Origin of the sequence: Blastococcus sp. DSM 46786 (assembly GCF_900109665.1) — a bacterium.
Lineage (GTDB): Bacteria > Actinomycetota > Actinomycetes > Mycobacteriales > Geodermatophilaceae > Blastococcus > Blastococcus carthaginiensis.
This window is the reverse complement of record NZ_FOAO01000033.1, coordinates 1-22,982: the sequence shown is the minus strand read 5'-3', so window position 1 is coordinate 22,982 and position 22,982 is coordinate 1. Positions and strand designations below refer to the sequence as shown.

Below are 22,982 nucleotides of genomic sequence, written 5' to 3'. Positions count from 1 at the left end.
GTGCTGCTGCTCGCCCTGCTGGGCGGCGCGTTCCTCCTGGGTGCGGCGCCCGCCGCGTTCGCGCACGACGGCCTCGTGGGCACGACCCCGGCGGCCGGCACCAGCGTTCCCACGCCGCCGGCCACGGTCGAGCTCGCGTTCTCGGGGGAACCGCTGCCCCTCGGCACCCTCGTCCTGGTGACCGATGCGAACGGCGCCGTCCTCTCCGAGGGCGACGCGGAGATCCGGGGCACCTCCGTCGTCCAGCGGCTCGTCGCCGATCGGCCCGCCGGGGCCTACCAGGTCGTCTGGCGCAGCACGTCCTCGGACGGGCACGCGCTGACGGGCACGTTCGGCTTCACGGTCGCGGCGGGGAGCACCCCCTCCGCGCAGTCGCCGGAGTCGGCGGCGCCCACGCCGGAGCCGGCCGCGCCGTCGCCGGCAGCGGTGGCCGAGGACCTGGACCTGGACCCGGCGTCCGCCGGCAGCCCGGTCGCCGGGGTGTGGGTCGCCGTCGGCGCGATCGTCCTCGTCGGCCTGGGCAGCCTCGTCGTGAGCCGGCAGCGCAGGCGCGGATGACCGGCACCGTGCCCGTCGCGCCGGCCCCTGCGACGGGTGCCATCGGCCGGCCGCCGCGCATCGGACTCGCGCTCGTGCTCACCGGTGCGGGCCTGGCCGCGCTCCTCGTCGGCGCCCTGGTGGTCGGCGGTGGGGCCCCCGAGGCGGATCCGGCGGAGCTCAGCGGCGGAGGCGCGCTGGTCGGGTGGGGGCTACCCCTGGTCACCCTGGTCGGACGGATCGCGGCGGTCGGGACGGTCGGCACGCTGCTGCTCGCCGCCGTCCTGCTGCCCGGCCGGGCCGGCCTGCCCGTGGAGTCCCGCCGGGCGCTGCGTGCGGCGTCGGCGTGGGCGCTGACCTGGGCCGCGGCGACGGCCCTGGGTGCGCTGCTCACGGTGAGCCGGCTGGTGGGCACCTCCCCCACGTCGCTGACGTGGTCCCCGCTGCGGGTCTTCCTCGAGGACACCGGTGCCGGCCGGGCCGCGCTGCTGGTGGTGGCGCTCACCGCGCTGGTCGGGGTCGCCGCCCGCCGGAGCACCGGCGTCCCGGCCGCGGCGTCGCTGCTCCTCGTGGCGGGGGCCGCGCTCGTGGTCCCGGTCGTGCTCAGCGGCCACTCCGCGACGGCGGAGGACCACCTGCTCGCCGTCACGACCCTCGGCGTCCACGTCGTCGCCGCGACCGCCTGGGTCGGCGGTCTGCTGGCCCTGCTCGTCCACGCCCGCCACGGCGCGGCCACGAGCGAGGCGGCGCGGCGGTTCAGCCGCCTGGCGCTGGTCTGCTTCCTCGCCACGGCCGCCTCCGGCCTGCTCGCCGCGGGGTTGCTGCTGGGCGGGACCGCAGGGGCGCTGGCCGCGCTGGGCACCGGCTACGGCGCCCTGCTGCTGGCCAAGACCGCCGGCCTCACCGTCCTGGGCGTGCTCGGGGCGCTCCACCGCCGGCACACCCTCCCCCGGCTGCGCGCCGGCGACGGCCGGGATTTCCGCCGGTTCGCCGCCGGCGAGGTCGTGCTCATGCTGGCGACGGTCGCGCTGGCCGTCGCGCTCGCGGCCTCGCCGCCCCCGGCGGGCGCCGAGCGCACGGCCGCGTCCACCACCGCGCCGGCAGCGGGCGCCGACCCGATGGCCGGGCACGACCACGGCGAGCTGTCGGTGGCCGTGCTCGTCGACGACGAGCGCTTCCACGTCGCCGGCCCGGTCGCGCCGGGGTCGCGGGTGACCGTCTTCAACTCCTCCGCCGCGGAGGTCTCGCTCACCGCGGCCGACGGGTCGTTCGACGTCGTCGTCCCGAGCGGGACGCTGACCACCTTCCTGGCCCCCGCGGAACCGGGCCCGCACCCCTTCGCCAGCCGCCACTCCCCCGGCTACGCCGACGTGCTCGTCGTCGAGTGAGCTGACGCAACGGCCCCGCGGCTCGACGTCCTGGAACGGCCCGACGTGACCTGCTGGAACGGCCCCCGTCCAGAGGCTCACCCTGAGCGTGCGAAGGGTGAGGGGGACGGGGGTCCTCCGACCGGGTCCTCCTACTCGTCCTCGGTGCGGTACCCGAGGTTGGGCGAGAGCCACCGCTCCGCCTCGGCCACCGTCCACCCCTTGCGGGCGGCGTAGTCCTCGACCTGGTCGCGCCCCACCCGGCCCAGCACGAAGTACTGCGCCTGCGGGTGGGCGAAGTAGAGACCGCTCACCGCGGCACCGGGCCACATGGCCAGGCTCTCGGTGAGCTGGATGCCGGTGGCCGCCTCGACGTCGAGCAGGTCCCAGATGGTCAGCTTCTCGGTGTGCTCGGGGCAGGCCGGGTAACCCGGAGCGGGGCGGATGCCGCGGTACTTCTCGGCGATCAGCGCCTGGCTGTCCAGCGACTCGTCGGCGGCGTAGCCCCAGAACTCCCGGCGCACCCGCTCGTGCAGCCGCTCGGCGAACGCCTCGGCCAGCCGGTCGGCCAGCGCCTCGAGCAGAATCGCGCTGTAGTCGTCGTTCTCCTCCTTGAACGCCGCCACCCGCTCGGCCGAGCCCAGGCCGGCGGTCACCGCGAAGGCGCCGACGTAGTCGCGCAGCCCCGTCTCCTCGGGCGCCACGAAGTCGGCCAGGGACTTGCGCGCGGATCCGTCGCGGCCCTCGGACTGCTGGCGCAGCTGGTGCAGGGTCGCCCGGACGGCGGTGCGGGACTCGTCGGTGTAGACCGCGATGTCCTCGCCGCCGACCCGGTTGGCCGGGAACAGCCCGAGGACGCCGCTGGCCCGCAGCCAGCGCTCCGCCACGATCCGGTCGAGCATCGCCTGGGCGTCCTCGTACAGCCGCCGGGCCGCCTCACCCGTCGCCGGGTTGTGCAGGATGTCGGGGAACCGGCCGCGCATCTCCCAGGCGTTGAAGAACGGCTGCCAGTCGATGTAGCCGCGCAGCTCCTCGAGCGGGTAGTCGGGGAGCACCTTCACGAACTGCGTGGCGCCGTCGTGCAGGTGGTCGCAGCCCGGACCCGTGCAGACGTCCTTGGCCTGCTGGAGGAGCATCCGCGGCCGCGGCGGTACGTAGCCGCTCCAGTCGATCGGCGTGGCCGCGGCACGCGCGGTGGCGATCGGCAGCAGCTTCCGGCTGTCCTGGCGGGCGGCGTGCCGTTCGCGCAGCGCCGCGTAGTCGGCGTCGGTCTCGGCCAGCAGCTGCGGGCGCTGCTCGTCCGACAGCAGCGCGGCGACCACCGGCACCGACCGCGAGGCGTCCTTCACCCAGATCACCGGCCCGTGGTACTTCTGCGCGATCTTGACCGCCGTGTGCGCGCGGGACGTCGTCGCGCCGCCGATGAGCAGCGGGACCTCGAAGCCCTGCCGCTCCATCTCCGAGGCGAGGGTGACCATCTCGTCCAGCGACGGCGTGATCAGCCCGGAGAGGCCGATGATGTCGGCACCCTCGGCCTTGGCGGCGTCCAGGATCTTCTGCGGCGGGACCATGACGCCGAGGTCCACGACGTCGTAGTTGTTGCACTGCAGGACGACGCCGACGATGTTCTTGCCGATGTCGTGGACGTCGCCCTTCGCCGTCGCCATGACGACCAAGCCGTTCGTCCGCTCGGCGTCGCCGGGCTGCTTCTCCGCCTCGATGTAGGGGATGAGGTAGGCGACGGCCTTCTTCATGACGCGGGCGGACTTCACCACCTGGGGCAGGAACATCTTCCCGGCGCCGAACAGGTCGCCGACGACGTTCATCCCGTCCATCAGCGGGCCTTCGATGACCTCGATGGGCCGGCCGCCGCGGGCGGCGATCTCCTGGCGGAGCTCCTCGGTGTCGCTCTCGGCGAACTCGTCGATGCCCTTCACCAGCGCGTGGGTGATCCGCTCCCCCACCGGCAGCGACCGCCACTCCTCGGTGGCCACCTCCCTGACCGAGCCGTCGCCCGCGAAGTCCCCCGCGATCTCCAGCAGGCGTTCGGTGCTGTCCGGACGGCGGTCGAGGACCACGTCCTCGATGCGCTCGCGCAGCACCTCGGGGACCTCGCTGTAGACCTCGAGCTGGCCGGCGTTGACGATCGCCATGTCCAGGCCTGCTGCGATCGCGTGGTAGAGGAAGACCGAGTGGATCGCCTCGCGCACCCGGTTGTTGCCGCGGAAGGAGAAGGACACGTTCGAGACGCCGCCGGAGACCAGCGCGCCGGGCAGGTTCTGCTTGATCCAGCGCGTGGACTCGATGAAGTCCAGGCCGTAGCTCGCGTGCTCCTCGATACCCGTGGCGACGGCGAAGACGTTGGGGTCGAAGATGATGTCCTCGGCCGGGAACCCGACCTGCTCGACCAGGATGTCGTAGGCGCGGCGGCAGATCTGCGTGCGGCGCTCGAGGGTGTCGCCCTGCCCGTCCTCGTCGAAGGCCATGACGACGACGGCCGCGCCGTGCTTCCGGCACAGGCGCGCGTGGTGGACGAACTCCTCCTCGCCGTTCTTCAGGGAGATCGAGTTGACGATCGCCTTGCCCTGGATGTTCTTGAGGCCGGCCTCCATGACCTCCCACTTGGAGGAGTCGACCATGACGGGCACGCGGGAGATGTCGGGCTCGGCGGCGATCAGCTTGGTGAAGCGGTCCATCGCCTCGACGCCGTCGATCATCCCCTCGTCCATGTTGACGTCGATGACCTGGGCGCCGGCCTCGACCTGCTGCCGGGCCACGGTGAGCGCGGCCGGGTAGTCACCCGCCTTGATGAGGTTCCGGAAACGGGCCGAGCCGGTGATGTTGGTGCGCTCGCCGACGTTGACGAACAGGGATTCCCCGGTGACCGACAGCGGCTCCAGCCCGGACAGCCGCAGCGCCGGACGGGCCTGGACCGGGAGGCGCGGCGCCTGCCCCTCCACGGCCCGGGCGATCGCGGCGATGTGCGCGGGGGTGGTGCCGCAGCAGCCGCCCACCAGGTTCACGAAGCCGCTCCCGGCGAACTCGCCGATGATCGCGGCGGTCTCCTCCGGGGCCTCGTCGTACTCCCCGAAGGCGTTGGGCAGCCCGGCGTTGGGGTAGCAGGACACGAACGTGTCGGCCACGCGCGCGATCTCCGCGATGTAGGGCCGCATCTCCTTCGCGCCGAGCGCGCAGTTGAGGCCGACCAGCAGCGGCTTGACGTGCCGGATCGAGTGCCAGAACGCCTCGGTCACCTGCCCGGAGAGCGTGCGGCCGGAGGCGTCGGTGATCGTGCCCGAGATGAGCACCGGCCAGCGGCGCCCCCGCTCCTCGAACAGCGTCTCCAGGGCGAAGACGGCCGCCTTGGCGTTGAGGGTGTCGAAGATCGTCTCGACCAGCAGCGCGTCCGAACCGCCGTCGACCAGACCGTTCGCCTGCTCGAGGTAAGCGGCGACCAGTTCGTCGAAGGTGATGTTGCGGGCGCCGGGGTCGTTGACGTCGGGCGAGATGGACGCCGTCCGGCTGGTCGGTCCGATGGCGCCGACGACGAAGCGCGGCTTGTCCGGCGTGCGGGCGGCCATCGCGTCGGCCTCGGCGCGCGCCAGCCGTGCGGAGGCGACGTTCAGCTCGTAGGCCAGCTCCTGCATGCCGTAGTCGGCCAGGGAGATCGTGGTGGCGTTGAAGGTGTTGGTCTCGATGAGGTCCGCGCCGGCCTCGAGGTACTCGCGGTGGATCGCGGCGATGATCTGCGGCTGGGTGATGCTCAGCAGGTCGTTGTTGCCCTGCACGTCGCTGGGCCAGTCGGCGAACCGCTCCCCGCGGTAGCCGGCCTCGTCGGGCCGGTCGCGCTGGATCGCCGTCCCCATGGCGCCGTCGAGGACGAGGATGCGCTCCTGGAGCAGCGCGGTGAGCTCGGCCGTGACGTCCGGACGGAGGGTGGGTGACTCGGACACAGGGTTCCCCAGTGGGTCTCTCGATGGGCGTGCGGGCCGCGGGCAGCGTCACCCCGGCGGGCTGGCCCAGGCCTGGGCGTTCCCGATGTCGGCGCCCATTGTCGCACCCGGGGCACCTGCGGTGCAGCGGGCGTCGTGGACCGGGCAACCCGCCGGCGGGTGAACCGCGGGCGTGCGCCGGGCGGGACGGCGGGATCGACGTAGGCTGGCAGAGGTGATCGATCCGACGCCCGATGCACATGACCTGCCGCAGCTCACCGACCCGGTGGTCGTGGTGGCGTTCGAGGGCTGGAACGACGCCGGGGACGCCGCCACGGGGGCCGTGGAGCACCTCGAGCTGATCTGGGACGCCAAGCCCCTGGCCGCGCTGGACCCCGAGGACTACTACGACTTCCAGGTCAACCGCCCCACCGTCTCCCTCGTCGGCGGGGTGAGCCGGAGCATCGAGTGGCCGACCACGCGCATCTCGGTGGCGCGGCCCGAGGGGCTGGACCGCGATGTTGTGCTGATCCGCGGCATCGAGCCGAACATGCGCTGGCGCGGCTTCTGCGAGGAGCTGCTGGAGATCCTCGACGAGCTCGACACCTCGATCGTCGTCGCCCTCGGCGCCCTGCTGGCCGACACCCCGCACACCCGGCCCACGCCGGTCACCGGCTCGGCCTACGACGGCGAGTCGGCCCGGGCCTACGGGCTGGAGACCTCCCGCTACGAAGGCCCCACCGGCATCCTCGGCGTCTTCCAGGACGCGTGCGTGCAGGCGGGGCTGCCGGCGATCAGCTTCTGGGCCGCCGTGCCGCACTACGTCTCCCAGCCGCCGTCGCCGCGCGCCACCGTCGCGCTGCTGCAGCGGGTGGAGGAGGTCCTCGAGATCACCGTGCCGCTCGGCGCGCTGCCGCAGCAGGCCGACGACTGGGTGAAGACGGTCGACGAGATGGCCAGCGAGGACGCCGAGGTCGTCGAGTACGTGCGCTCCCTGGAGGAGCGGGCCACCGAGGTCGACCTCTCGCAGGCCAACGGCGATCAGATCGCCCGCGAGTTCGAGAGGTATCTGCGCCGCCGCGGCGGCTCCGCCGGCGGCGCCTGACACCGGGCTTCCCGCTCCCCCGACGTCCGTCACACGGGGCGTCACACGCCCGCGGTCGATCCTCCTCCTGCCGGCACGTCGGCCGGCCCGACAGAGGAGGAACCATGCCGTTCGTCAACGTGAAGGTCATCGAGGGCGTGTTCACGTCCGAGCAGAAGCACGCCATCGTCGAGAGGCTCACCGACGCGATGGTCGCCATCGAGGGCGAGGCCATGCGGGGGGTCACCTGGGTGGTCGTGGAAGAGGTCGCCAGCGGTGACTGGGGCATCGGCGGCACGTGCCTCACGACCGGCGACGTGCGGTCCCTCGCCGCCGCCGGAGCGTGACGCCACGGCGGCGGTGACGGGTCCACCGCTGCCGCCGCCCCGGCCCGCTCGCCGGCACCCGCTCGTCGGCGCCGTCGCCGCTACCGTTCCGGTGTCGGAGGAGGCGAGGCCATGACCGTGGTCGCGGTGGCCCTCCTGGGACGGCCGAAGGTCCTCCTGGACGGCGTCCCGGTCGACCCGCCGCGGGGCAACAAGGCCTGGGCCCTGCTGGCCCACCTCGCCCTGAGCGACCGCCCGGTCCCGCGCCGCACCCTGGTGGACCTGCTCTTCGCCGAAGCCCAGGACCCTCCGGGCGCCCTGCGCTGGAACATCAGCGAGCTCCGGCGGGTCCTGCGTGCAGCCGCGTCGCTCGACGGCGATCCGCTCTGCCTGCAGCTGGCGCCCGGCAGCAGCGTCGACGTCCGGCAACTCACCGACGGCGGCTGCGCGCAGGCGGTGGAGCTGGCGGGGTTCGGCCGGGAGCTCCTGGAGGGGCTGAGCCTGCCGACCGCCCCCGGGTTCGACGCGTGGCTCTCGGCGGAACGGTGCAGGATCCGCAGCTGCGCGGAGGCCGTCCTGGTGGAATGCGCCCTCGACCAGCTCGCCCGGGGCTCGGCGGGGACGGCAGCACAGCTGGCCGCACGAGCCGTGGCGATGGACCCGCTCGATCCCGGGCACCACGCGATCCTGGTGCGGAGCCTCGGTGCGGCCGGAGATCACGTAGGCGCCCGCCGCCAGGCCGTCCGGTGCGTCCGGCTGTTCCGCCGCGAGCTCGGCTGCGCCCCGCCGGCCGAGATCCTCGCGGCCACCAGGCCGCCGTGCTCGGGGCAGCTCCCAGTGGCCGGCGTCGCGGCCGTGCGCTCCTACCTCGACGCCGGCCAGGCATCGATGAGAGCCGGCGCCGTGGACCGTGGTCTCGACCAGCTCCAGCGGGCCGCCGACGTGGCGGTCGGGGTCGGTGCGCCCGCGCTACGGGCCGGTGCCTTCCTGGCTCTCGCGAGTGCTCGGGTCCACGGCGCGGGCGAACGGGGCACCGAGGTGCGCTCGCTCCTGCATGCAGCCGCGGCCCTCGCGCGCACGGCGCAGGCCGAAGGGCTCGTCGCCGCGGCCTGCCGGGAGCTGGGCTTCCTGGGCGTGCAGCGGGGGCAGCACGACCGCGCCCTGGTGTGGTTGGACGAGGCGCAGCGTGCCACCGACGAGGACGGCGAGACCGCCCGGACGCTCGGGGTGCGCGGCATGTGCCTCACTGACGGCGGGGAGTACGACGGCGCCCTCCGGTGCCTGGACGAATCCGTGGGACGCGCCGTCCGGGCGGGCGACACCCGCCAGCAGGCGTGGTCGCTGGCGATGGTGGGGCGGATCCACACGCTGCGCGCCGAGCACGCCCTCGCCGTGCCCGTCCTGGACACCGCTCTGCAGCTCGTATCCCAGGACGCGTGGACGGCGTTCCAACCGTGGCCGGAGGCGTTCCGGGCGGAGGCGGCGATCGGGCTAGGGGACCGTGGGACGGCGCGCGACCTGCTCGATCACGCCTGGGTCCTGGCGACGGAGAGCGATGACCACTGCTGGATGGCGACGGTCGCCCACGGTCAGGCCCGGCTCGCTCTGGTCGAGGGCGACCGGCCCCGGGCCCAGCGCTGGTGCGACCGGGGGCTGGCCCCTGCGCCGTGGTACCTCTGGCCCTACGCCCGGCTCCTGGAGGCCGCCTGCGCCGCCGCCCCTGACGCCGGGCGGGCGGCCTTGGCGAGGATCGACCGGCTGACCGCGATCGCCGCGCGCGGCAGCATGCGTCCCCTGCTGGCCCGGGCGCACCTGCATCGGGCGCAGGCGGGCGCGCGCAACGGGGTGGCGGCGGCCCGGGCGGTGGCCTCCCAACTCGACGATCCCGCGCTCCACGCCCTGATCACGCGGCACGAGGCCATGGCAGCGGCCCGGCATCGCGCACGTCCGACTGTCCCTGTCGCGCCGTGAGGTCGGCGCGGTCGTCCGTGCGGGACCCAGCATCCCGGCCGGCACGACATCGACCGTCGGCCGAGGGCTCTCTCGGCGGCGGTGAGACGACCACCGGCCGACCCTTGCCGCGGGGACCTGGTCGGCCGGCCGTCAGCGTTCGGTGAGCAGCGGGCGCATCTGCGCGGACGCGTCGGCGTCGAACAGTCGGTCGTGGGTGGCCAGGGCGAACCGGTCGGTCATCCCCGAGACGTAGTCCACGACCTGGGTGAGCGGCTCGGCCTCGGTGTCGCGGTAGCTGGCCGGGATCAGCTCGGGGTGGGCCAGGTGGTGGTCGACCAGCCGGCGGATGACGTCGATCGCGAGGTGCTTCTGCCCCGCGGCGACGTCGGAGGCGTACACGCGCGCGAACATGAAGCTGCGCAGCTCGTGCATCGCCGCCAGCGGCTCCGGCGCCATGACGACACGGCCGCCGTCGGCCAGCGCCCCCTCCACGACCGCGTCGATCATCGACCCGACCATCTCGCTGCCGGGCTGCCCGAAGACGGCCAGCGCCCGGGAAGGCAGGTCCGCGACCCGGATCACCCCGGCCCGGACGGCGTCCAGGGCGTCGTGGGACAGGTAGCCGATCCGGTCGGCGTACCGCACGCACTCCGCCTCGCGGGTGTCCGGCGGCGGGTCGATCTTCCAGCTGTGCGCCCGGATCCCGTCGCGCACCTCCCACGTCAGGTTGAGGTCCTCCAGCACCTCGACGATCCGCACCCCCTGCGCGGCGTGGTGCCACCCGCCGGGCACGTAGGGGTCGAACGCCTCCTCGCCGATGTGCCCGAACGGCGAGTGCCCGACGTCGTGCCCCAGGGCGATCGCCTCGGCGAGCGTCTCGTTGAGCCCCAGCGCCCGGCCCAGCGAGCGGGCCACCTGCGTCACCTGCAGCGTGTGCGTGAGCCGGGTGACGAAGTGGTCGCCGTCGGGGTGGAGGAAGACCTGCGTCTTGTGCTTGAGCCGGCGGAACGCCTTGGCGTGCAGGATGCGGTCGCGGTCGCGCTCGAACGCGGTGCGCAGCCCGTCCTCCGGCTCCGGGCGGGCCCGCCCCCGGGTACCGGCCGCCCGCGTCGCGGCGGGCGCGAGCTGCTCCTCGGCCCGCTCGCGGGCCGCCCGGTCGGTCAGCCGGAAGGAGCCGGCGGGGGCGCTGGTCATCAGCCGACCTGCAGGTCCACGCCCAGGAGCGCGTCCACGGCGTCGCAGACCACCTGCGGCGCGTGCTCCTCGAGGTCCTCACCGCCGGCCAGGGTGCGCTCGGCCCAGGCGTCGACCAGCGCGATCGCGCCCGGGCTGTCGAGGTCGTCGGTGAGGCGCTCGCGCAGCCCGTGCAGCACCGGGCCGGCGGGGGCACCGACCTCGCGCCCGACGGCCCGCCGCCAGGTGGCCAGCCGCTCCTGCGCCGCGGTGAGCAGGTCGCCGGTCCACGCGCGGTCGGTGCGGTAGTGCCCCGAGAGCAGGGCCAGCCGGATCGCCATCGGGTCGACGCCCTCGCCGCGCAGCCGGGAGACGAAGACCAGGTTGCCGCGGCTCTTGCTCATCTTCTCGCCGTCCAGGCCGATCATCGCCGCGTGCACGTAGGCCCGGGCGAACGGCTTGGTGGCGGTGAGGGCCTCGGCGTGCACCGCGGAGTACTCGTGGTGCGGGAAGACCAGGTCGCTGCCGCCGCCCTGGACGTCGAAGCCCATGCCGATGGTGTCCAGCGCGATGGTGGCGCACTCGACGTGCCAGCCCGGCCGGCCCCGCGTGCCCCGCGGGCCGGGCCAGGCCGGTTCCCCGGGGCGCTCACCGCGCCAGAGCATCGGGTCGAGGCGGTTGCGCTTGCCCTGACGGTCGGGGTCGCCGCCGCGTTCGGCGAAGAACGTCAGCATCGTTCGCTCGTCGTAGCCGGACTCCGAGCCGAACCCGGGCGCCTGCGCGACGTCGTGGTAGACGTCGCCGGTGCCGTCGTCGAGCACGTAGGCCAGCCCGTCGTCGAGCAGCCGCTCGACGTGCGCCACGATGCGCGGGATCGCCTCGACCGCACCCACGTAGTCCTCGGGCGGCAGGACGCGCAGCGCCGTCATGTCCTCCCGGAACAGGGCCGTCTCGCGCATCGCCAGGACGATCCAGTCCTCGCCGTCGCGCTCGGCGCGCTCGAGCAGCGGGTCGTCGATGTCGGTGACGTTCTGCACGTAGTGGACCGCGTGGCCGGCGTCGCGCCACACCCGGTTGACCAGGTCGAACGCCAGGTAGGTGGCGGCGTGACCGAGGTGCGTCGCGTCGTACGGGGTGATGCCGCAGACGTACATCCGCGCCGTCCGGTCCGGCGTCGTCGCGACGATCTCGCCGCGGGCGGTGTCGTAGACCTTGAGGACGGGGCCGGTGCCGGGCAGGGTCGGCAGCAGCGGGGCGGGCCAGGAGAGCACGGCACGAGCCTAGAGGCGTGGTCCGACGGCACCTGCCCGCACGTCCGTGCGGGTCATCACGTCGGAGGGACACGGGGCGCTCGCACCCGGCCCACGAGGAGGAGCGATGCAGCTTTCCGAATACCTCCCGGCGCTGCGGCGCGTCGACGCCCGGTTCGCCGACGCCGCCGCGGAGGCCGTGCTCGCGCACGGCTGGCGCGCTCGCGTGCCCGGCTGCCCGGACTGGACGCTCGCCGACCTGGTGTGGCACCTGGCCGAGGTGCAGCACTTCTGGGCCTGGGTGGTGCGCACCCGCGCCCAGGACCCGTCCGCCTACGTCGAGCCGGAACGGCACGCCGACGACGAACTGCTGGGCTACGTCATCGCGCGGAGCGCGGAGCTGGAGACGGCGCTGGTGGGGGCCGACCCGGCGGACCGGGTGTGGACGTGGGCGCCGCGGAAGGACGTGGCCTTCGTCCTGCGCCGGCAGCTCCAGGAGGCCACCGTGCACACCGTCGACGTCGAGCAGGTGCTCGGCGACGTGCGCCCCGTCCCGACCGCTGTGGCGCTGGACGGCCTGGACGAGTGGCTGGAGGTCATGGTGCCCGGCACCCTCCCCGACGGTCCGCCCGAGCACGCGCACCCGGTGGTCCTGCACGCGGTGGACGCCGACGCCGAGCGCACCCTCTTCCCCGGCACGAAGCCCTTCCCGATCGCCGCGCTCACCGGGACCGCCGGCGACCTGCTCCTGGCCGTGTGGCGGCGGGTGCCGCTGGAGGTGCTCACCGTCGACGGCGACGGCCTCCAGGCGGCCGCGATGATCGACCTCGTCCGCCTGGAGTGAGGGGCCGGCCCACGACGGCGCACGGGCGGGTGCGGTGTCACTCCTCCTCGTACGGCTCGATCCGCCAGGGGAAGCCGGGCCCGTAGCGCTCGGCGAGGTGGCCGACCGGCAGCCCGGCGAGCGGCCGGAGGTCGTCAGGGAACTCGTCGAACAGGTGATGGGCGTGCGTGGTCAGGAGGTGGTCGACGTCGACCGGAGTGCCGCACAGGAACTGCCAGCTGCCGTCGTCGTTGCGGACCACCAGACGTAGCGGCTCAGAACCGTCGAGGATGCGCGTGGAGACGATCGACAGCGGGTCTGTCGGTCGGCACACGTGGCCACGGGGCGCGGGTCGGCGGGCACCCGGGCGGAGGCTGCGCTTCTTCGGGCTCACGGCCAGGCCACCGCGTGGCGCGCGAACTCGTCACCGGTCTGGACGCCGACGACGCAGAACACCAGCCCGGCCGGGTCCAGGAGCTGCCAGAACGAGCCCATGTCGCGGTGCAGGGTGGCGCCGAGGGCCTCGAGCCGGGCGACCTCGGCCGGGATGTCGTCGGTCTCGACGTCGACGTGCCAGCGCGGCGGCGTCCCCTCCCCGGTCCGCTGGACCTCCACGTGCCACCCGTCGGCGAACGACCCCAGCGACGCCCAGCCGGCGTCGTCGGCATCGGGTTGGGCGGGGCGGCCGGTGGCGCCGGCCCAGAAGGCGGTGCCGGCGGCGTGGTGCTCCGGCGGGAGGTCGAGCAACAGGATGGACAAGCGGCTGCGGTGCGGCATGCCCGGGATGCTGGCGCACGGCACCGACAGGACGCCGGTGCCTGCGGCGCGAGTGCGACGACGTCGTGGTGATCAGCGCCCGATGGCCACGAGTTCGTCGCACTGGAGCGGGCCCGCCGGCACCCGTCCGCGGGTCGAGCCGCGCCGGCGGCCCGCAGGCTCCCCGAGGAGGCACAGGAGCCGCCCCGCGAGGCCGGCGTCGTGAGCGGGGGCCGGAGGCCTCCCGGGCGATGCCGGGCAACGGCTCAGCGGAGCGGGACGGCACCTGGCCGCGGTCGGAGCCCGGAGGGCGACAGTCAGAAGGGCGGCCAGGGCAGCGCCGGCCACTCCCCGCTGGGCTCGGGGTGGCGGCCGGTGCGCAGCAGCTCGGCCACCCGCCGCTCGGTGCAGCGCACCTCGGCGCGGGTCAGGTGCTCGTGCAGCTGCTCCCCGAGGTCGCCGCGCAGCTCGTCGCCGAGCCGGTCCAGCACCTCGACCGCCTCGACGGTCAGCGGCTTGCCCGCCCAGCGCCACAGCAGGGTGCGCAGCTTGGGGTCCACGGAGAAGCAGATGCCGTGGTCGACACCGTGCACGTGGCCGCCGGGCATCGGGATGATGTGCCCGCCCTTGCGGTCGGCGTTGTTCACGACCGCGTCGAACACGGCCATGCGGCGCAGCGCGGGGTCGTCGCGGCGCACGAAGGCGGCCAGATCGACGTCCTCGTCGCCGTCCACCCACAGCTGCACCATCCCGGGGCCGAACGGACCCTCCCGCAGCACGGTGGGCGGGACGACCCGCCAGCCGGTCGCCTCGGACACCAGGTAGGCCGAGATCTCCCGGCCGGCGAGCGTGCCGTCGGGGAAGTCCCACAGCGGCCGCTCCCCGGCGACCGGCTTGTAGACGCACTCGGCGACCAGGTCGCCGCACCGGATGGTGCCGACCAGGGTCACGTTCGAGGCGTCGAGCATCCGGCCCTCGAGGTCGATCTCGCCCTCGTCGAGGAGCCGCCGCGCCTCCTCGTCACCGGCGGGCGGCCGGAGGACGACGTCCTCCGCGGGGTCGCCGCTCAGCGGCGGTAGCCGTTCTGCCGCGGGCACACGTGGCCCACCGGGTCCAGCGGGAGCGAGCACAGCGGGCAGGACGGGCGCCCGGCGGCCACCACGCGGCGGGCGCGGGCGACGAACGCCCGCGCGGCCATCGGCGTGATGGTCACCCGCAGGGCGTCGGGCCCCTCCTCGCTGTCGGAGAGGATCACGTCCTCCTCGATCGGCTCCTCGCCGGCAGCCACCGCCTCGACGACGACGGCCTCCTCGGTGCCGTCCCAGGCCAGGCCCATGGCGGCGACCCGGAACTCCTCGTCCACCGGTGCGGAGAGCGGCTCCAGGTCGTCCACGTCGGCCTCCGGTGGGATGACCGTGCCGGCCCGGCCGCTGATCTCGTCGAGCAGGTCGTTCATCCGTTCGGCCAGCACCTGCACCTGGTTCTTCTCCAGCGCGACGCTGACGGTGCGCCCGGTGTCGTCGGTGGCCTGGAGGTAGAACGTGCGGTCCCCCGGCTGCCCCACCGTCCCTGCGACGAACCGGCTGGGGCGATCGAAGAGATGGACCTGGCGGGGCACGCGCCCAGGTTACGCGGTGGAAGGACCCCTCCCCCTCACGCCTCGGGCGCTCGGCGCGGGCTCCTGGACGGGCCCGGCGTGCTCAGGCGGTCGCGCCCGCCCCGCCGCCCACGACGGCGTCGGAGTCGGTCCCGCGCCGGCCCTCGCCCGGGGGCGGGAGGAGCGCGGCGACGTCGCCCCCGGTGTCGTTGATCCGCGCCACGAACGGGCGGGTCTCGGTGTAGCTGACCACCGAGAGGGAGGCGGGGTCGACGACGATCCGCTGGAACTGGTCGAGGTGCAGCCCGAGCGCGTCGGCGAGCACGGCCTTGATGACGTCGCCGTGGCTGCAGGCCAGCCACACCGCGTCGGGCCCGAGCCGGGCGTTCCACTCGCGGACGGCGGCCACGGCCCGGGCCTGGGTGTGGGCGAGCCCCTCCCCTTCCGGCCCCGGGAAGACGGCGGCCGAGGGGTGCTGCTGGACCACCTTCCACAGCGGCTCCTTGGCCAGCTCCTCGAGCGGCCGGCCGGTCCAGTCGCCATAGCGGGCCTCGCCCAGCCGGTCGTCGGTCGCCGGCTCCAGGTCGCGCCCGGCGAGCACCGCGGCGGCGGTCTGCCGGCACCGCTCCAGCGGGCTGCTGACGACGGCGGCCAGCGGCACCTTCGCCAGCCGCTCCCCCACCGCCCGGGCCTGCGCCTGCCCGGTCTCGTCGAGCTCGACGCCGGGGGTCCAGCCGGCGAGCACCCCGCCGGTGTTCGCAGTGCTCCGGCCGTGCCGCAGCAGGATGACGGTGGTCACCGGGCGAGCGTAGGCGCTGCCCGTCCGGCACCCGTTCCCGCGGCCCACCTGGACGCGGACCCCTCCCGGCCGCCTGGTCCACGTGACGATCCGGTGTCGGGATGCCGAGCCGGGTTCGGGAGCGCAGCCCGCGGGCAGGCCTCCGAGGGACCGGAAACCCGAGACCGGAAGGCGAGATCGCGATGATGCGACTGCTCCTCGCCGGACTGGGCGCCAGCACCCTGCTGGTGACCGCCGGCGCCCCGACCGCCCCACCACCGACCGTCGTCCCGACCGAGCCGGGTCCGCCCGGCATCCTGCAGTCGGCCGACCAGCCGCTGCCCCCCGTCGGCAACCCCGGCACCGGGACCGTGGACACCGGGGACTTCCCCGCCGGTGGCTCCACGGCCTACCTGACCGACGTGCGCGCCGCCGGGCACCAGGACTTCGACCGGTTCGTCCTCGAGTTCGAGGGCGACGAGGTCCCCAGCTACCGGGTCGGTTACGTCGAGCCGCCGATCACCGAGGACGGCTCCGGTCGGCAGGTCGGCGTCGCCGGCTCCGCGTTCCTGCAGGTCCGGGTCAGCCCCGCCAGCGGCGTCGACCTGTCCGGCGAGCAGCCGCGCGAGACCTACACCGGGCGCGAGCAGCTCACCGCCCCCGGCGGCCAGGTGATCACCGAGGCGGTCCAGACGGGCGACTTCGAGTCGATGCTCGCCTGGACGATCGGGCTGGAGGAGCGGGTGCCCTTCGGCGTCACCACGTTCTCCGACCCCGCCCGGCTGGTCGTCGACGTCCTGCACCAGCCCGGTGAGGACGACGGCTCCGGCACCCTCGAGCCGATCGGCCAGGGCGGCACCGCCGACGTCGACGCAGAGGCGACCGGGTCGCCGGTCACGCTGACCGACGTCCGGCTGGGGGCACACGACGGCTTCGACCGGATCGTCTTCGAGCTCGCCGGGGACGGCGAGGCCGGCTACGAGGTCGGCTACACCGAGGACCCGCGCAGCCAGGGCTCCGGCGAGCCGGTGCAGGTTCCCGGCGGCACCACGCTGGAGATCACGCTGACCAACCTGCTCCTCCCGGCCGATGCCCCCGAGGGTGTCACGCCCTGGGAGGGCCAGGAGCAGCTGGAGATCGCCGGGACGAGCACGCTGCAGGCCCTGGTCGCCGACAGCCTCTTCGAGGGCCGGTACTCGTTCTTCGCCGGGCTGGACCAGCGCCGCCCGTTCGCCGTCGCCCGGTTGTCCGATCCGCAGCGCATCGTGATCGACGTGCTGGACCGGGTGCCCGGCGACGGCGTCACCCTCGGCGAGACGTGCACCAGCCCGGCCGGGTACACCGTCGACCACCCGTCGGACTGGGCGGTCAACGCCGGTGAGACCGTGCCGTCCTGCAGCCGGTTCTCCCCGCAGGACTTCGACGTGCCCGACGCCACCGACGTGCGCGTTGCCGCGATCGCGTTCTCGGTCGAGTCGGTGGCCTTCGACCGGGTGACCCAGGAACGGCCCGGCGAGCAGGTGCGCCGCGAGTTGACCGTGGACGGCCGGGAGTCGGTGCGGATCGAGCGGACCGCCACCGGTGAGGGCCTCTGGCCCCAGGGCACGCCCTCGACCCGGTACGCCATCCGGGTGCCGGACGGCGAGAACGGCCCGCGCACGCTGGTCGCCGACACCATCGGCCTGCCGATGTTCGACTACCGACGCAACGTCGCGGTGCTCGACGCGATGATCGAGACGCTCGACCTCGACGCCGGCACGGAGGGCTGAGCTCCCCAGCACCCCTCGCGACCCGGAGCCGGTCGGGCTCCGGGTCGCGAGGGTGCGGTCAGCGCGGGATCGGCGTCGGCGTGACGTCGACGGGCGTGGCCGGGTCCAGCACGCCGGTGAACACCAGGCCGAGGATGAGCAGCCCGAGCACGATGCGGTAGACGACGAACGGCACGTAGCTGCCCCGGTCGAGGTAGCGCAGCAGCCAGGCGATGACGACCAGGCCCACGGCGAACGCCAGGACGGTGGCCAGGATGGTCGGCCCCCAGGCGATCGGCGGGCCGGCGACGTCCCCGGTGAGCACTTCGTACACCTGGAAGAAGCCCGCGCCCAGCACGGCGGGCACGGCCAGCAGGAACGAGTACCGGGCCGCCGCCGCCCGGGTGTAACCGAGGAAGAGGCCGGCGGTGATGGTGCCGCCGGAGCGGGAGACGCCGGGGATCAGCGCCATCGCCTGGGCGAAGCCGAAGGCGATGCCGTGCCCGACGGTCAGCTCCCGGAGCTCGCGCTGCTTGGCGCCGACGCGATCGGCCCAGAACAGCACCAGGGAGAACAGGATGAGCGCCGTCGCCGTGATCCGCAGGTCGCGGAACGTCGTCTCGATGGAGTCCTGGAACAGCAGCCCCAGGACGACGATCGGCAGCGTGCCGACGATGATCAGCCAGCCCATGCGGGCGTCGGGGTCGCCCTTCCGGCGCCCACCCAGCGAGGCGACCCAGGCGGTGATGATCCGCCAGATGTCGTGCCGGAAGTACAGCAGCACGGCGGCCTCGGTGCCGATCTGGGTGATCGCGGTGAACGCCGCGCCGGGATCCTCCCAGCCGAAGGCCTCCCCGACCACGCGCAGGTGCGCGCTGGAGGAGATGGGCAGGAACTCGGTGAGCCCCTGTACCAGGCCGAGGACCACGGCTTCGATCCAGCCCACCTCAGCACCCCCCGGTCAGGACACGGGCAGCCGGGCGGGAGCAGGAGCGTTCGGGCACGGGTGCTCACCCTAGGCGTCGGCGCCGGGACACCCGGCGCGCCGCCCCGAAGGTCCCGGTGCTCCCGGGTGACCGTCGGTCGACGGCGGTAGGTTGGCCGGTCGTGGAGCAACGGGCGTTGGGACGCAGCGGTCTGATCGTGTCCCGGCTCGCGCTGGGGACGATGACCTGGGGCGGCGACACCGACGAGGACGAGGCCGCCATGCAGCTCACGGCCTTCGTCGACGCCGGCGGCACGCTGGTCGACACCGCCGACGTCTACTGCGAAGGTGAGAGCGAGCGCACCCTGGGCCACCTGCTCGCCGACGTCGTCCCCCGGTCGCAGGTGCTGGTCGCCACGAAGGCCGTCGGGCGCACCGGTCCCGGTCCGATGGGCCGTGGCGCCTCGCGGGGCCACCTGATCTCGGCGCTGGACGCGTCGCTGGAGCGCCTCGGCCTGGACTACGTGGACCTCTGGCAGCTGCACGCCTGGGACGAGTCGACGCCGCTGGAGGAGACGCTGGCCGCCTGCGACCTGGCCGTCTCCTCGGGCCGGGCGCGCTACGTCGGCGTGAGCAACTTCACCGGCTGGCAGACCGCCCAGGCCGCGACCTGGCAGAAGGCCTGGCCGGGGCGCACCCCCCTGGTGAGCACCCAGGTCGAGTACTCCCTGCTGCAGCGCGGCGTCGAGCGCGAGGTCGTGCCGGCCGCCGAGGCGCTGGGCCTGGGCGTCCTCGCCTGGTCGCCGCTGGGCCGGGGCCTGCTCACCGGCAAGTACCGGCACAGCACGCCCTCGGAGTCCCGCGGTGCCTCCGCGCAGTGGCAGGGCTTCATCGACGGCCTCCGCTCGGCCACCGCCGACCGCATCGTCGAGGCGGTGATCACCGCAGCCCAGGGTCTGGGCACCACGCCGCTGGCGGTGGCGCTCGCCTGGGTGCGCGACCGGCCCGGCGTCGTCGCGCCGGTGGTGGGGGCCCGCACCGCCCAGCAGCTGCAGGCGTCCCTCGACGCCGACGGCGTCCGCCTGCCCGCGGCGATCCGCACGGCGCTGGAGGACGTCTCCGCCCCGCACTTCAGCTACCCCGATCGCCGGTCGGACCGGTGAGCGCCGACCCGACGACCCCCGGCCCGGACCTGGTCTTCGCCGCGTTCTGCACCGCAGGGCTGTGGCCGGGGCTCGGCAAGCGTGCCGCGGCCGAGCTGCCCGCCGCCGGCATCACCACCCCCGACGACGTCACCGCCGACCGGCTGCTGAAACTGCCGCGGGTGGGCCGGCAGCGCGCTGAACGGCTGTTCTCCAGCTTCCTGGCCGCCGCCCCCACCTACGAGGTGGTCGAGCTCCTGGTGGGCGCGGGCCTGCCTGCCAAGCTGGCCGCCGGCGTCGCCGACGCGCTCGGCCCCGACGCCGCCCGCCGGCTGCGCGACGACCCCTGGGCGCTGCTGGGGCTCTCCGGGGTCACGCTCACCGACGCCGACCGGCTGGCGATCGCCGTGCTCAAGGGCGCCGACCGGCAGGACGCCCGGCGCGGGCGGGCGATCGTGGGGCTCACCCTGCGCACCGCGACCCGGGACGGGCACACCGTGCTGCCCGTCGAGCTGGTCGTGGCGGCGCTGCAGGCCGAGGGGGTCGCCGACCCCGCTGCCGCGGTCGTGGCCGCCGTCGACTCCGGTGACGTGCTCGAGCACGAGCCGCCGGAGCCGGAGTTCGACGAGGACCGGGCGGGTGGGGACGACGGCGCAGAGCAAGCCGAACCGGATCCCGCGCTGCGGACGCTGTCGCTGGCCCGGTACGGCATGGCCGAGGAGGCGGTGGCCGAGAACGTCGCCCGGCTCGCCGCCGCCGCGGAGCGGATCGCCGACCCCGCCTCGGTGCGCTCGGTCGCCAAGGGGCTGGACGAGGCGCAGAAGAAGGCCGTGGCCCAGGTGCTCTCGGCCGGGGTCAGCCTGCTCACCGGGGGCCCGGGCACGGGCAAGAGCCGCACGGTCGCCGCGATCGTGCAACTGCTGCGCACCAAGGGCACCGACGTGGCGCTGGCCGCGCCCACCGGTCGGGCGGCCAAGCGGCTGGAGGAGCTCACCGACCACCCGGCGGTCACCGTGCACCGGCTGCTCGGCGCGCAGGGTGCCTCCGGCGGGTTCTCCCGCAACGAGGAGTGGCCGCTGGACGCCGACGTCGTGGTGGTCGACGAGGCCTCCATGCTCGACGTCGAGCTCACCGCCGCGCTGCTGGAGGCCTGCCCCGACGGGACCCACCTGCTCCTGGTCGGCGACCCCGCGCAGCTGCCCTCGATCGGCCCCGGGCACGTGCTGGGCGACCTCATCGACTCGCGAGCCGTCCCGGTGACCGAGCTGACCACCCTCTACCGGCAGGCCGAGGGCGGGGCGATCGCCCGGCTGGCGTCGGCCGTCCGCGGCGGCGAGCTGCCCCCGGTGGACTCCCCCGACCGCGAGGTCGTCGTCGTGCCGGCCACCGGCAGCGCCGAGGCGGCCCGCCGGGTGGTGCAGCTGGTCACCGACTCGATCCCGCGCGCGCTCGGCATCGACCCGGGTGCGGTGCAGGTCGTCACCCCGGTGCACCGCGGGCCGGCCGGCACGATCGAGCTGAACAAGGCGCTGAAGGCGCAGCTGAACCCGGGCGAGGGCGCGGTGTTCGGCTTCGACCCGGGCGATCGCGTCGTGGCCACCGCCAACCACATGGACCTCGAGCCCGTGGGGTTCGCCAACGGCGAGGTCGGCGTGGTCACCGGCACCGGCGACGGCTCGCTGACCGTCGACTTCAGCTCCGGCCCGGTGACGGTGAACGGGCAGGCGCTGTTCGACCTGCGCCACGGGTGGGCGATCACCGTGCACCGCGCGCAGGGTTCGGAGTGGCCCGGCGTCGTCGTCGTGCTCCCGCCGGAGGCGGGCGGCATGCTGTCCCGCCCGCTGGTCTACACCGCGCTCACGCGGGCGCAGAAGCACCTGTCGGTCGTGCACGCCAGCGGGGCGGCCCTGGCGCGGGCGGTGCGCGACGTCGACGTCCGGCCGCGGCGCACGAGGCTGGCCGAGCTGCTGCGCGAGGTGTCCGGCTAGTGCCGTGTCAGGCAGGGTTTGCCCCGGTGGGGCGGTGCCTGATCCTCGCGGCGGGTGCCGGCGAGCGACTTCCCGGAACCGGGCTGGTTCTCGGGGCGGGCCACGGCGGGCCAGGTGGATCCGCCGTCACGGGCCACCGGATGGGTGGAGGTCGGCCGGCCCGGGGGCCGGCTGAGGAGTCCGCGGCGGGGATCACGCCGGGACCGGCCGGCACCGGGCAGGTGCCGGCCGGCTCGACGGTGCGTGGTCACCGGCGGCGATCCGGTGACGAGGGAGCCACCGCTCGCGGTCCCGACCGGAGCCGGGGCACGGGCGGCGATGTTGGCGGCACCGACCAGGTCGCGGTGCCCGGTGAAGCCGCACCCGGGGTGCGGACAGCGGAAGATCCGACCGCGCGGCTTGGCGACGCGGCGGGTGCAGACGGGGCAGGTGGAGGAGGTGCCGCGCTCGTCGACCAGGTGCACGGCGATCCCGGCGGCCTCGGCCTTGTCGGCCAGTTTGTGCAGCAGGTCGCCGACGGCCCAGTCGCGGACGGCCTTGTTCTGGCGCCGCCCGGCATCGCGGGCCAGCAGGCCGCGCGGGTCGCCGACGGCCAGGGTGCCGATCCGCCGCGCCACAGCCCAGCGCACGACCTCGGTCGCGGCCTCGTGGCGGGCCTGCGCCAGCCGGCGCCGGTGCCGGCCCTCCAGCCGCCGGCCGCGGGCCCGGTAGCGGCGCCACCGCCGGGAGCCGCGCTGGCCCGGTCGGGGGGCGCGGGCGGCGGTGGCGCGGGCGCGGGCCTTGCCTTCGGCCAGATGCAGCCGGTGCTCGGCGCGCAACGCCCGCCCTGACACCAGCAGCCCGGCATCCCGCTTCCCGTCGGCGCCGCGTGGGGCCAGGACGGCGAAGGGATGGATGATGCCCAGGTCCACCCCGGCGATCCGGGCGGGATCGGGGCCGGCGCCGGGCGGATAGGTCGCGACGGGGACCTCAGCGGTGACGTCGAGGAACAACCGCCGGCCCTGGTGTACCAGCCGCACCGAGCGCACCCGTTCGACCGGGTAAGGAAGCGGGCGGGCCAGCCGCACCCACAACGGCGGGCGACCGCGGGCCACCGGCAGCCGCCCCCGCGGTCGCCCGCCATCGGTTTCGATGGTGAAGGTGCCGGCGTAGAAGCGCACCGGCACCAGCCCGCGCCGCCGCCGCGGAAACCGAACCGACGCCTCACCGGCCCGGCGGCGACGGGCGGCGCTGATCCACGCATCGGAGTAGCCGCGCAGCACCGACCGCGCCCCCACGCTGGACAGCTCGCCGAACGTTCCCTCACCGGCCGCGGCCAGCTCCCGGCACAGCTCCTGATAACCGGCCAACGGCCGGTCACCGCGCCGGCGACGCCAGCCGTTGAGCTCCAACACCGCCGCCCACACATCCCCGCCCGAGCGCAGCAGACCGAACAGCCGCTGCCGCTGGCCGGCGGTCACCCGCAGCCCTACCCGGGCGGTGCGGTGCACCACCGGCGCCGCGGACCGATCCCTATGACGAGGCACATCCACAGCCTGCCCGACCCCACCGACAGAAACAGGCGACCACCGAACAGGGCCAACCTTCGAGGCCGCAGCACTAG

19 protein-coding genes are annotated in these 22,982 nt (G+C 74.7%); 9 read left to right on the top strand and 10 right to left on the bottom strand.

The genetic code is table 11. From position 1 onward, the window contains the following. Both BMW62_RS22870 and BMW62_RS21425 read left to right on the top strand, forming a co-directional pair. A complete protein-coding gene (locus BMW62_RS22870; RefSeq protein WP_170852511.1) occupies positions 1-558 on the top strand; it encodes a copper resistance CopC family protein in 558 nt (185 codons plus the stop codon). Beyond that, positions 555-1,925 (top strand): copper resistance D family protein, encoded by a 1,371-nt coding sequence (locus BMW62_RS21425; protein ID WP_091935555.1) that lies wholly within the window; start codon positions 555-557, stop codon positions 1,923-1,925. Before BMW62_RS22870 ends, BMW62_RS21425 begins: the two co-directional genes overlap by 4 nt. Positions 1,926-2,056: 131 nt before the next feature. Here BMW62_RS21425 and metH read toward each other — a convergent pair whose 3' ends face one another. Beyond that, positions 2,057-5,857, bottom strand: coding sequence for a methionine synthase (gene metH, locus BMW62_RS21420; RefSeq protein WP_170852510.1), 3,801 nt, complete (start codon positions 5,855-5,857; stop codon positions 2,057-2,059). Positions 5,858-6,071: 214 nt separating this feature from the next. On the opposite strand from metH, the gene BMW62_RS21415 reads away from it, so the two are divergent. The 3 genes from BMW62_RS21415 to BMW62_RS21405 all read left to right on the top strand — a co-directional run bounded on the left by BMW62_RS21415 (position 6,072) and on the right by BMW62_RS21405 (position 9,217). After that, on the top strand, positions 6,072-6,941 hold the full coding sequence (locus BMW62_RS21415; RefSeq protein ID WP_091935550.1) for a PAC2 family protein: 870 nt from the start codon (positions 6,072-6,074) through the stop codon (positions 6,939-6,941). Positions 6,942-7,045: 104 nt separating this feature from the next. Continuing rightward, positions 7,046-7,267 (top strand): tautomerase family protein, encoded by a 222-nt coding sequence (locus BMW62_RS21410; protein WP_091935547.1) that lies wholly within the window; start codon positions 7,046-7,048, stop codon positions 7,265-7,267. 111 nt (positions 7,268-7,378) lie between these two features. Further along, a complete protein-coding gene (locus BMW62_RS21405; RefSeq protein WP_091935544.1) occupies positions 7,379-9,217 on the top strand; it encodes a BTAD domain-containing putative transcriptional regulator in 1,839 nt (612 codons plus the stop codon). Between the two features lie 132 nt (positions 9,218-9,349). Here the strand turns inward: BMW62_RS21405 and BMW62_RS21400 are convergent, their stop codons facing one another. Further along, the gene (locus tag BMW62_RS21400) at positions 9,350-10,393 is read right to left on the bottom strand and encodes an HD domain-containing protein (RefSeq protein WP_091935542.1); all 1,044 of its coding nucleotides are present in this window, start codon (positions 10,391-10,393) and stop codon (positions 9,350-9,352) included. Beyond that, positions 10,393-11,643 (bottom strand): cysteine--1-D-myo-inosityl 2-amino-2-deoxy-alpha-D-glucopyranoside ligase, encoded by a 1,251-nt coding sequence (gene mshC / locus BMW62_RS21395; protein WP_091935539.1) that lies wholly within the window; start codon positions 11,641-11,643, stop codon positions 10,393-10,395. Before mshC ends, BMW62_RS21400 begins: the two co-directional genes overlap by 1 nt. A 106-nt stretch (positions 11,644-11,749) precedes the next feature. On the opposite strand from mshC, the gene BMW62_RS21390 reads away from it, so the two are divergent. Continuing rightward, on the top strand, positions 11,750-12,466 hold the full coding sequence (locus tag BMW62_RS21390) for a maleylpyruvate isomerase family mycothiol-dependent enzyme (RefSeq protein ID WP_091935536.1): 717 nt from the start codon (positions 11,750-11,752) through the stop codon (positions 12,464-12,466). Positions 12,467-12,503: 37 nt separating this feature from the next. Here BMW62_RS21390 and BMW62_RS21385 read toward each other — a convergent pair whose 3' ends face one another. From BMW62_RS21385 to BMW62_RS21365, 5 genes are all read right to left on the bottom strand, one after another. Then, complete coding sequence (locus BMW62_RS21385) at positions 12,504-12,779, bottom strand: hypothetical protein (RefSeq protein WP_139206344.1); 276 nt, start codon at positions 12,777-12,779, stop codon at positions 12,504-12,506. 56 nt (positions 12,780-12,835) lie between these two features. Continuing rightward, positions 12,836-13,222: a VOC family protein gene (locus BMW62_RS21380; protein ID WP_091935531.1), complete on the bottom strand. Its 387-nt coding sequence runs from the start codon at positions 13,220-13,222 to the stop codon at positions 12,836-12,838. Between the two features lie 296 nt (positions 13,223-13,518). Further along, on the bottom strand, positions 13,519-14,298 hold the full coding sequence (locus BMW62_RS21375; protein WP_244524209.1) for an SCO1664 family protein: 780 nt from the start codon (positions 14,296-14,298) through the stop codon (positions 13,519-13,521). Then, positions 14,268-14,819, bottom strand: a complete 552-nt coding sequence (locus BMW62_RS21370; RefSeq protein ID WP_091935528.1) for a DUF3090 family protein — start codon at positions 14,817-14,819, stop codon at positions 14,268-14,270. The genes BMW62_RS21375 and BMW62_RS21370 overlap by 31 nt, the downstream gene beginning before the upstream one ends. An 82-nt stretch (positions 14,820-14,901) precedes the next feature. Beyond that, a complete protein-coding gene (locus BMW62_RS21365; protein WP_091935525.1) occupies positions 14,902-15,597 on the bottom strand; it encodes a histidine phosphatase family protein in 696 nt (231 codons plus the stop codon). Between the two features lie 182 nt (positions 15,598-15,779). On the opposite strand from BMW62_RS21365, the gene BMW62_RS21360 reads away from it, so the two are divergent. After that, positions 15,780-17,345 (top strand): AMIN-like domain-containing (lipo)protein, encoded by a 1,566-nt coding sequence (locus BMW62_RS21360; RefSeq protein WP_091935521.1) that lies wholly within the window; start codon positions 15,780-15,782, stop codon positions 17,343-17,345. A gap of 58 nt (positions 17,346-17,403) precedes the next feature. On the opposite strand, the gene BMW62_RS21355 is transcribed toward BMW62_RS21360, so the two are convergent. Beyond that, positions 17,404-18,270, bottom strand: coding sequence for an undecaprenyl-diphosphate phosphatase (locus tag BMW62_RS21355; RefSeq protein WP_091935519.1), 867 nt, complete (start codon positions 18,268-18,270; stop codon positions 17,404-17,406). A gap of 176 nt (positions 18,271-18,446) precedes the next feature. Between BMW62_RS21355 and BMW62_RS21350 the strand changes: the two genes are divergently transcribed. Both BMW62_RS21350 and BMW62_RS21345 read left to right on the top strand, forming a co-directional pair. Then, positions 18,447-19,412, top strand: a complete 966-nt coding sequence (locus BMW62_RS21350; protein WP_244524208.1) for an aldo/keto reductase — start codon at positions 18,447-18,449, stop codon at positions 19,410-19,412. Then, complete coding sequence (locus BMW62_RS21345; RefSeq protein WP_091935513.1) at positions 19,409-21,379, top strand: AAA family ATPase; 1,971 nt, start codon at positions 19,409-19,411, stop codon at positions 21,377-21,379. The genes BMW62_RS21350 and BMW62_RS21345 overlap by 4 nt, the downstream gene beginning before the upstream one ends. Here the strand turns inward: BMW62_RS21345 and BMW62_RS21340 are convergent. Continuing rightward, positions 21,376-22,839 carry an RNA-guided endonuclease TnpB family protein gene (locus BMW62_RS21340; RefSeq protein WP_139206343.1) on the bottom strand — a complete coding sequence of 488 codons (1,464 nt, stop codon included), beginning with the start codon at positions 22,837-22,839 and terminating at the stop codon, positions 21,376-21,378. The genes BMW62_RS21345 and BMW62_RS21340 overlap by 4 nt on opposite strands. Positions 22,840-22,982: the final 143 nt, after the last annotated feature.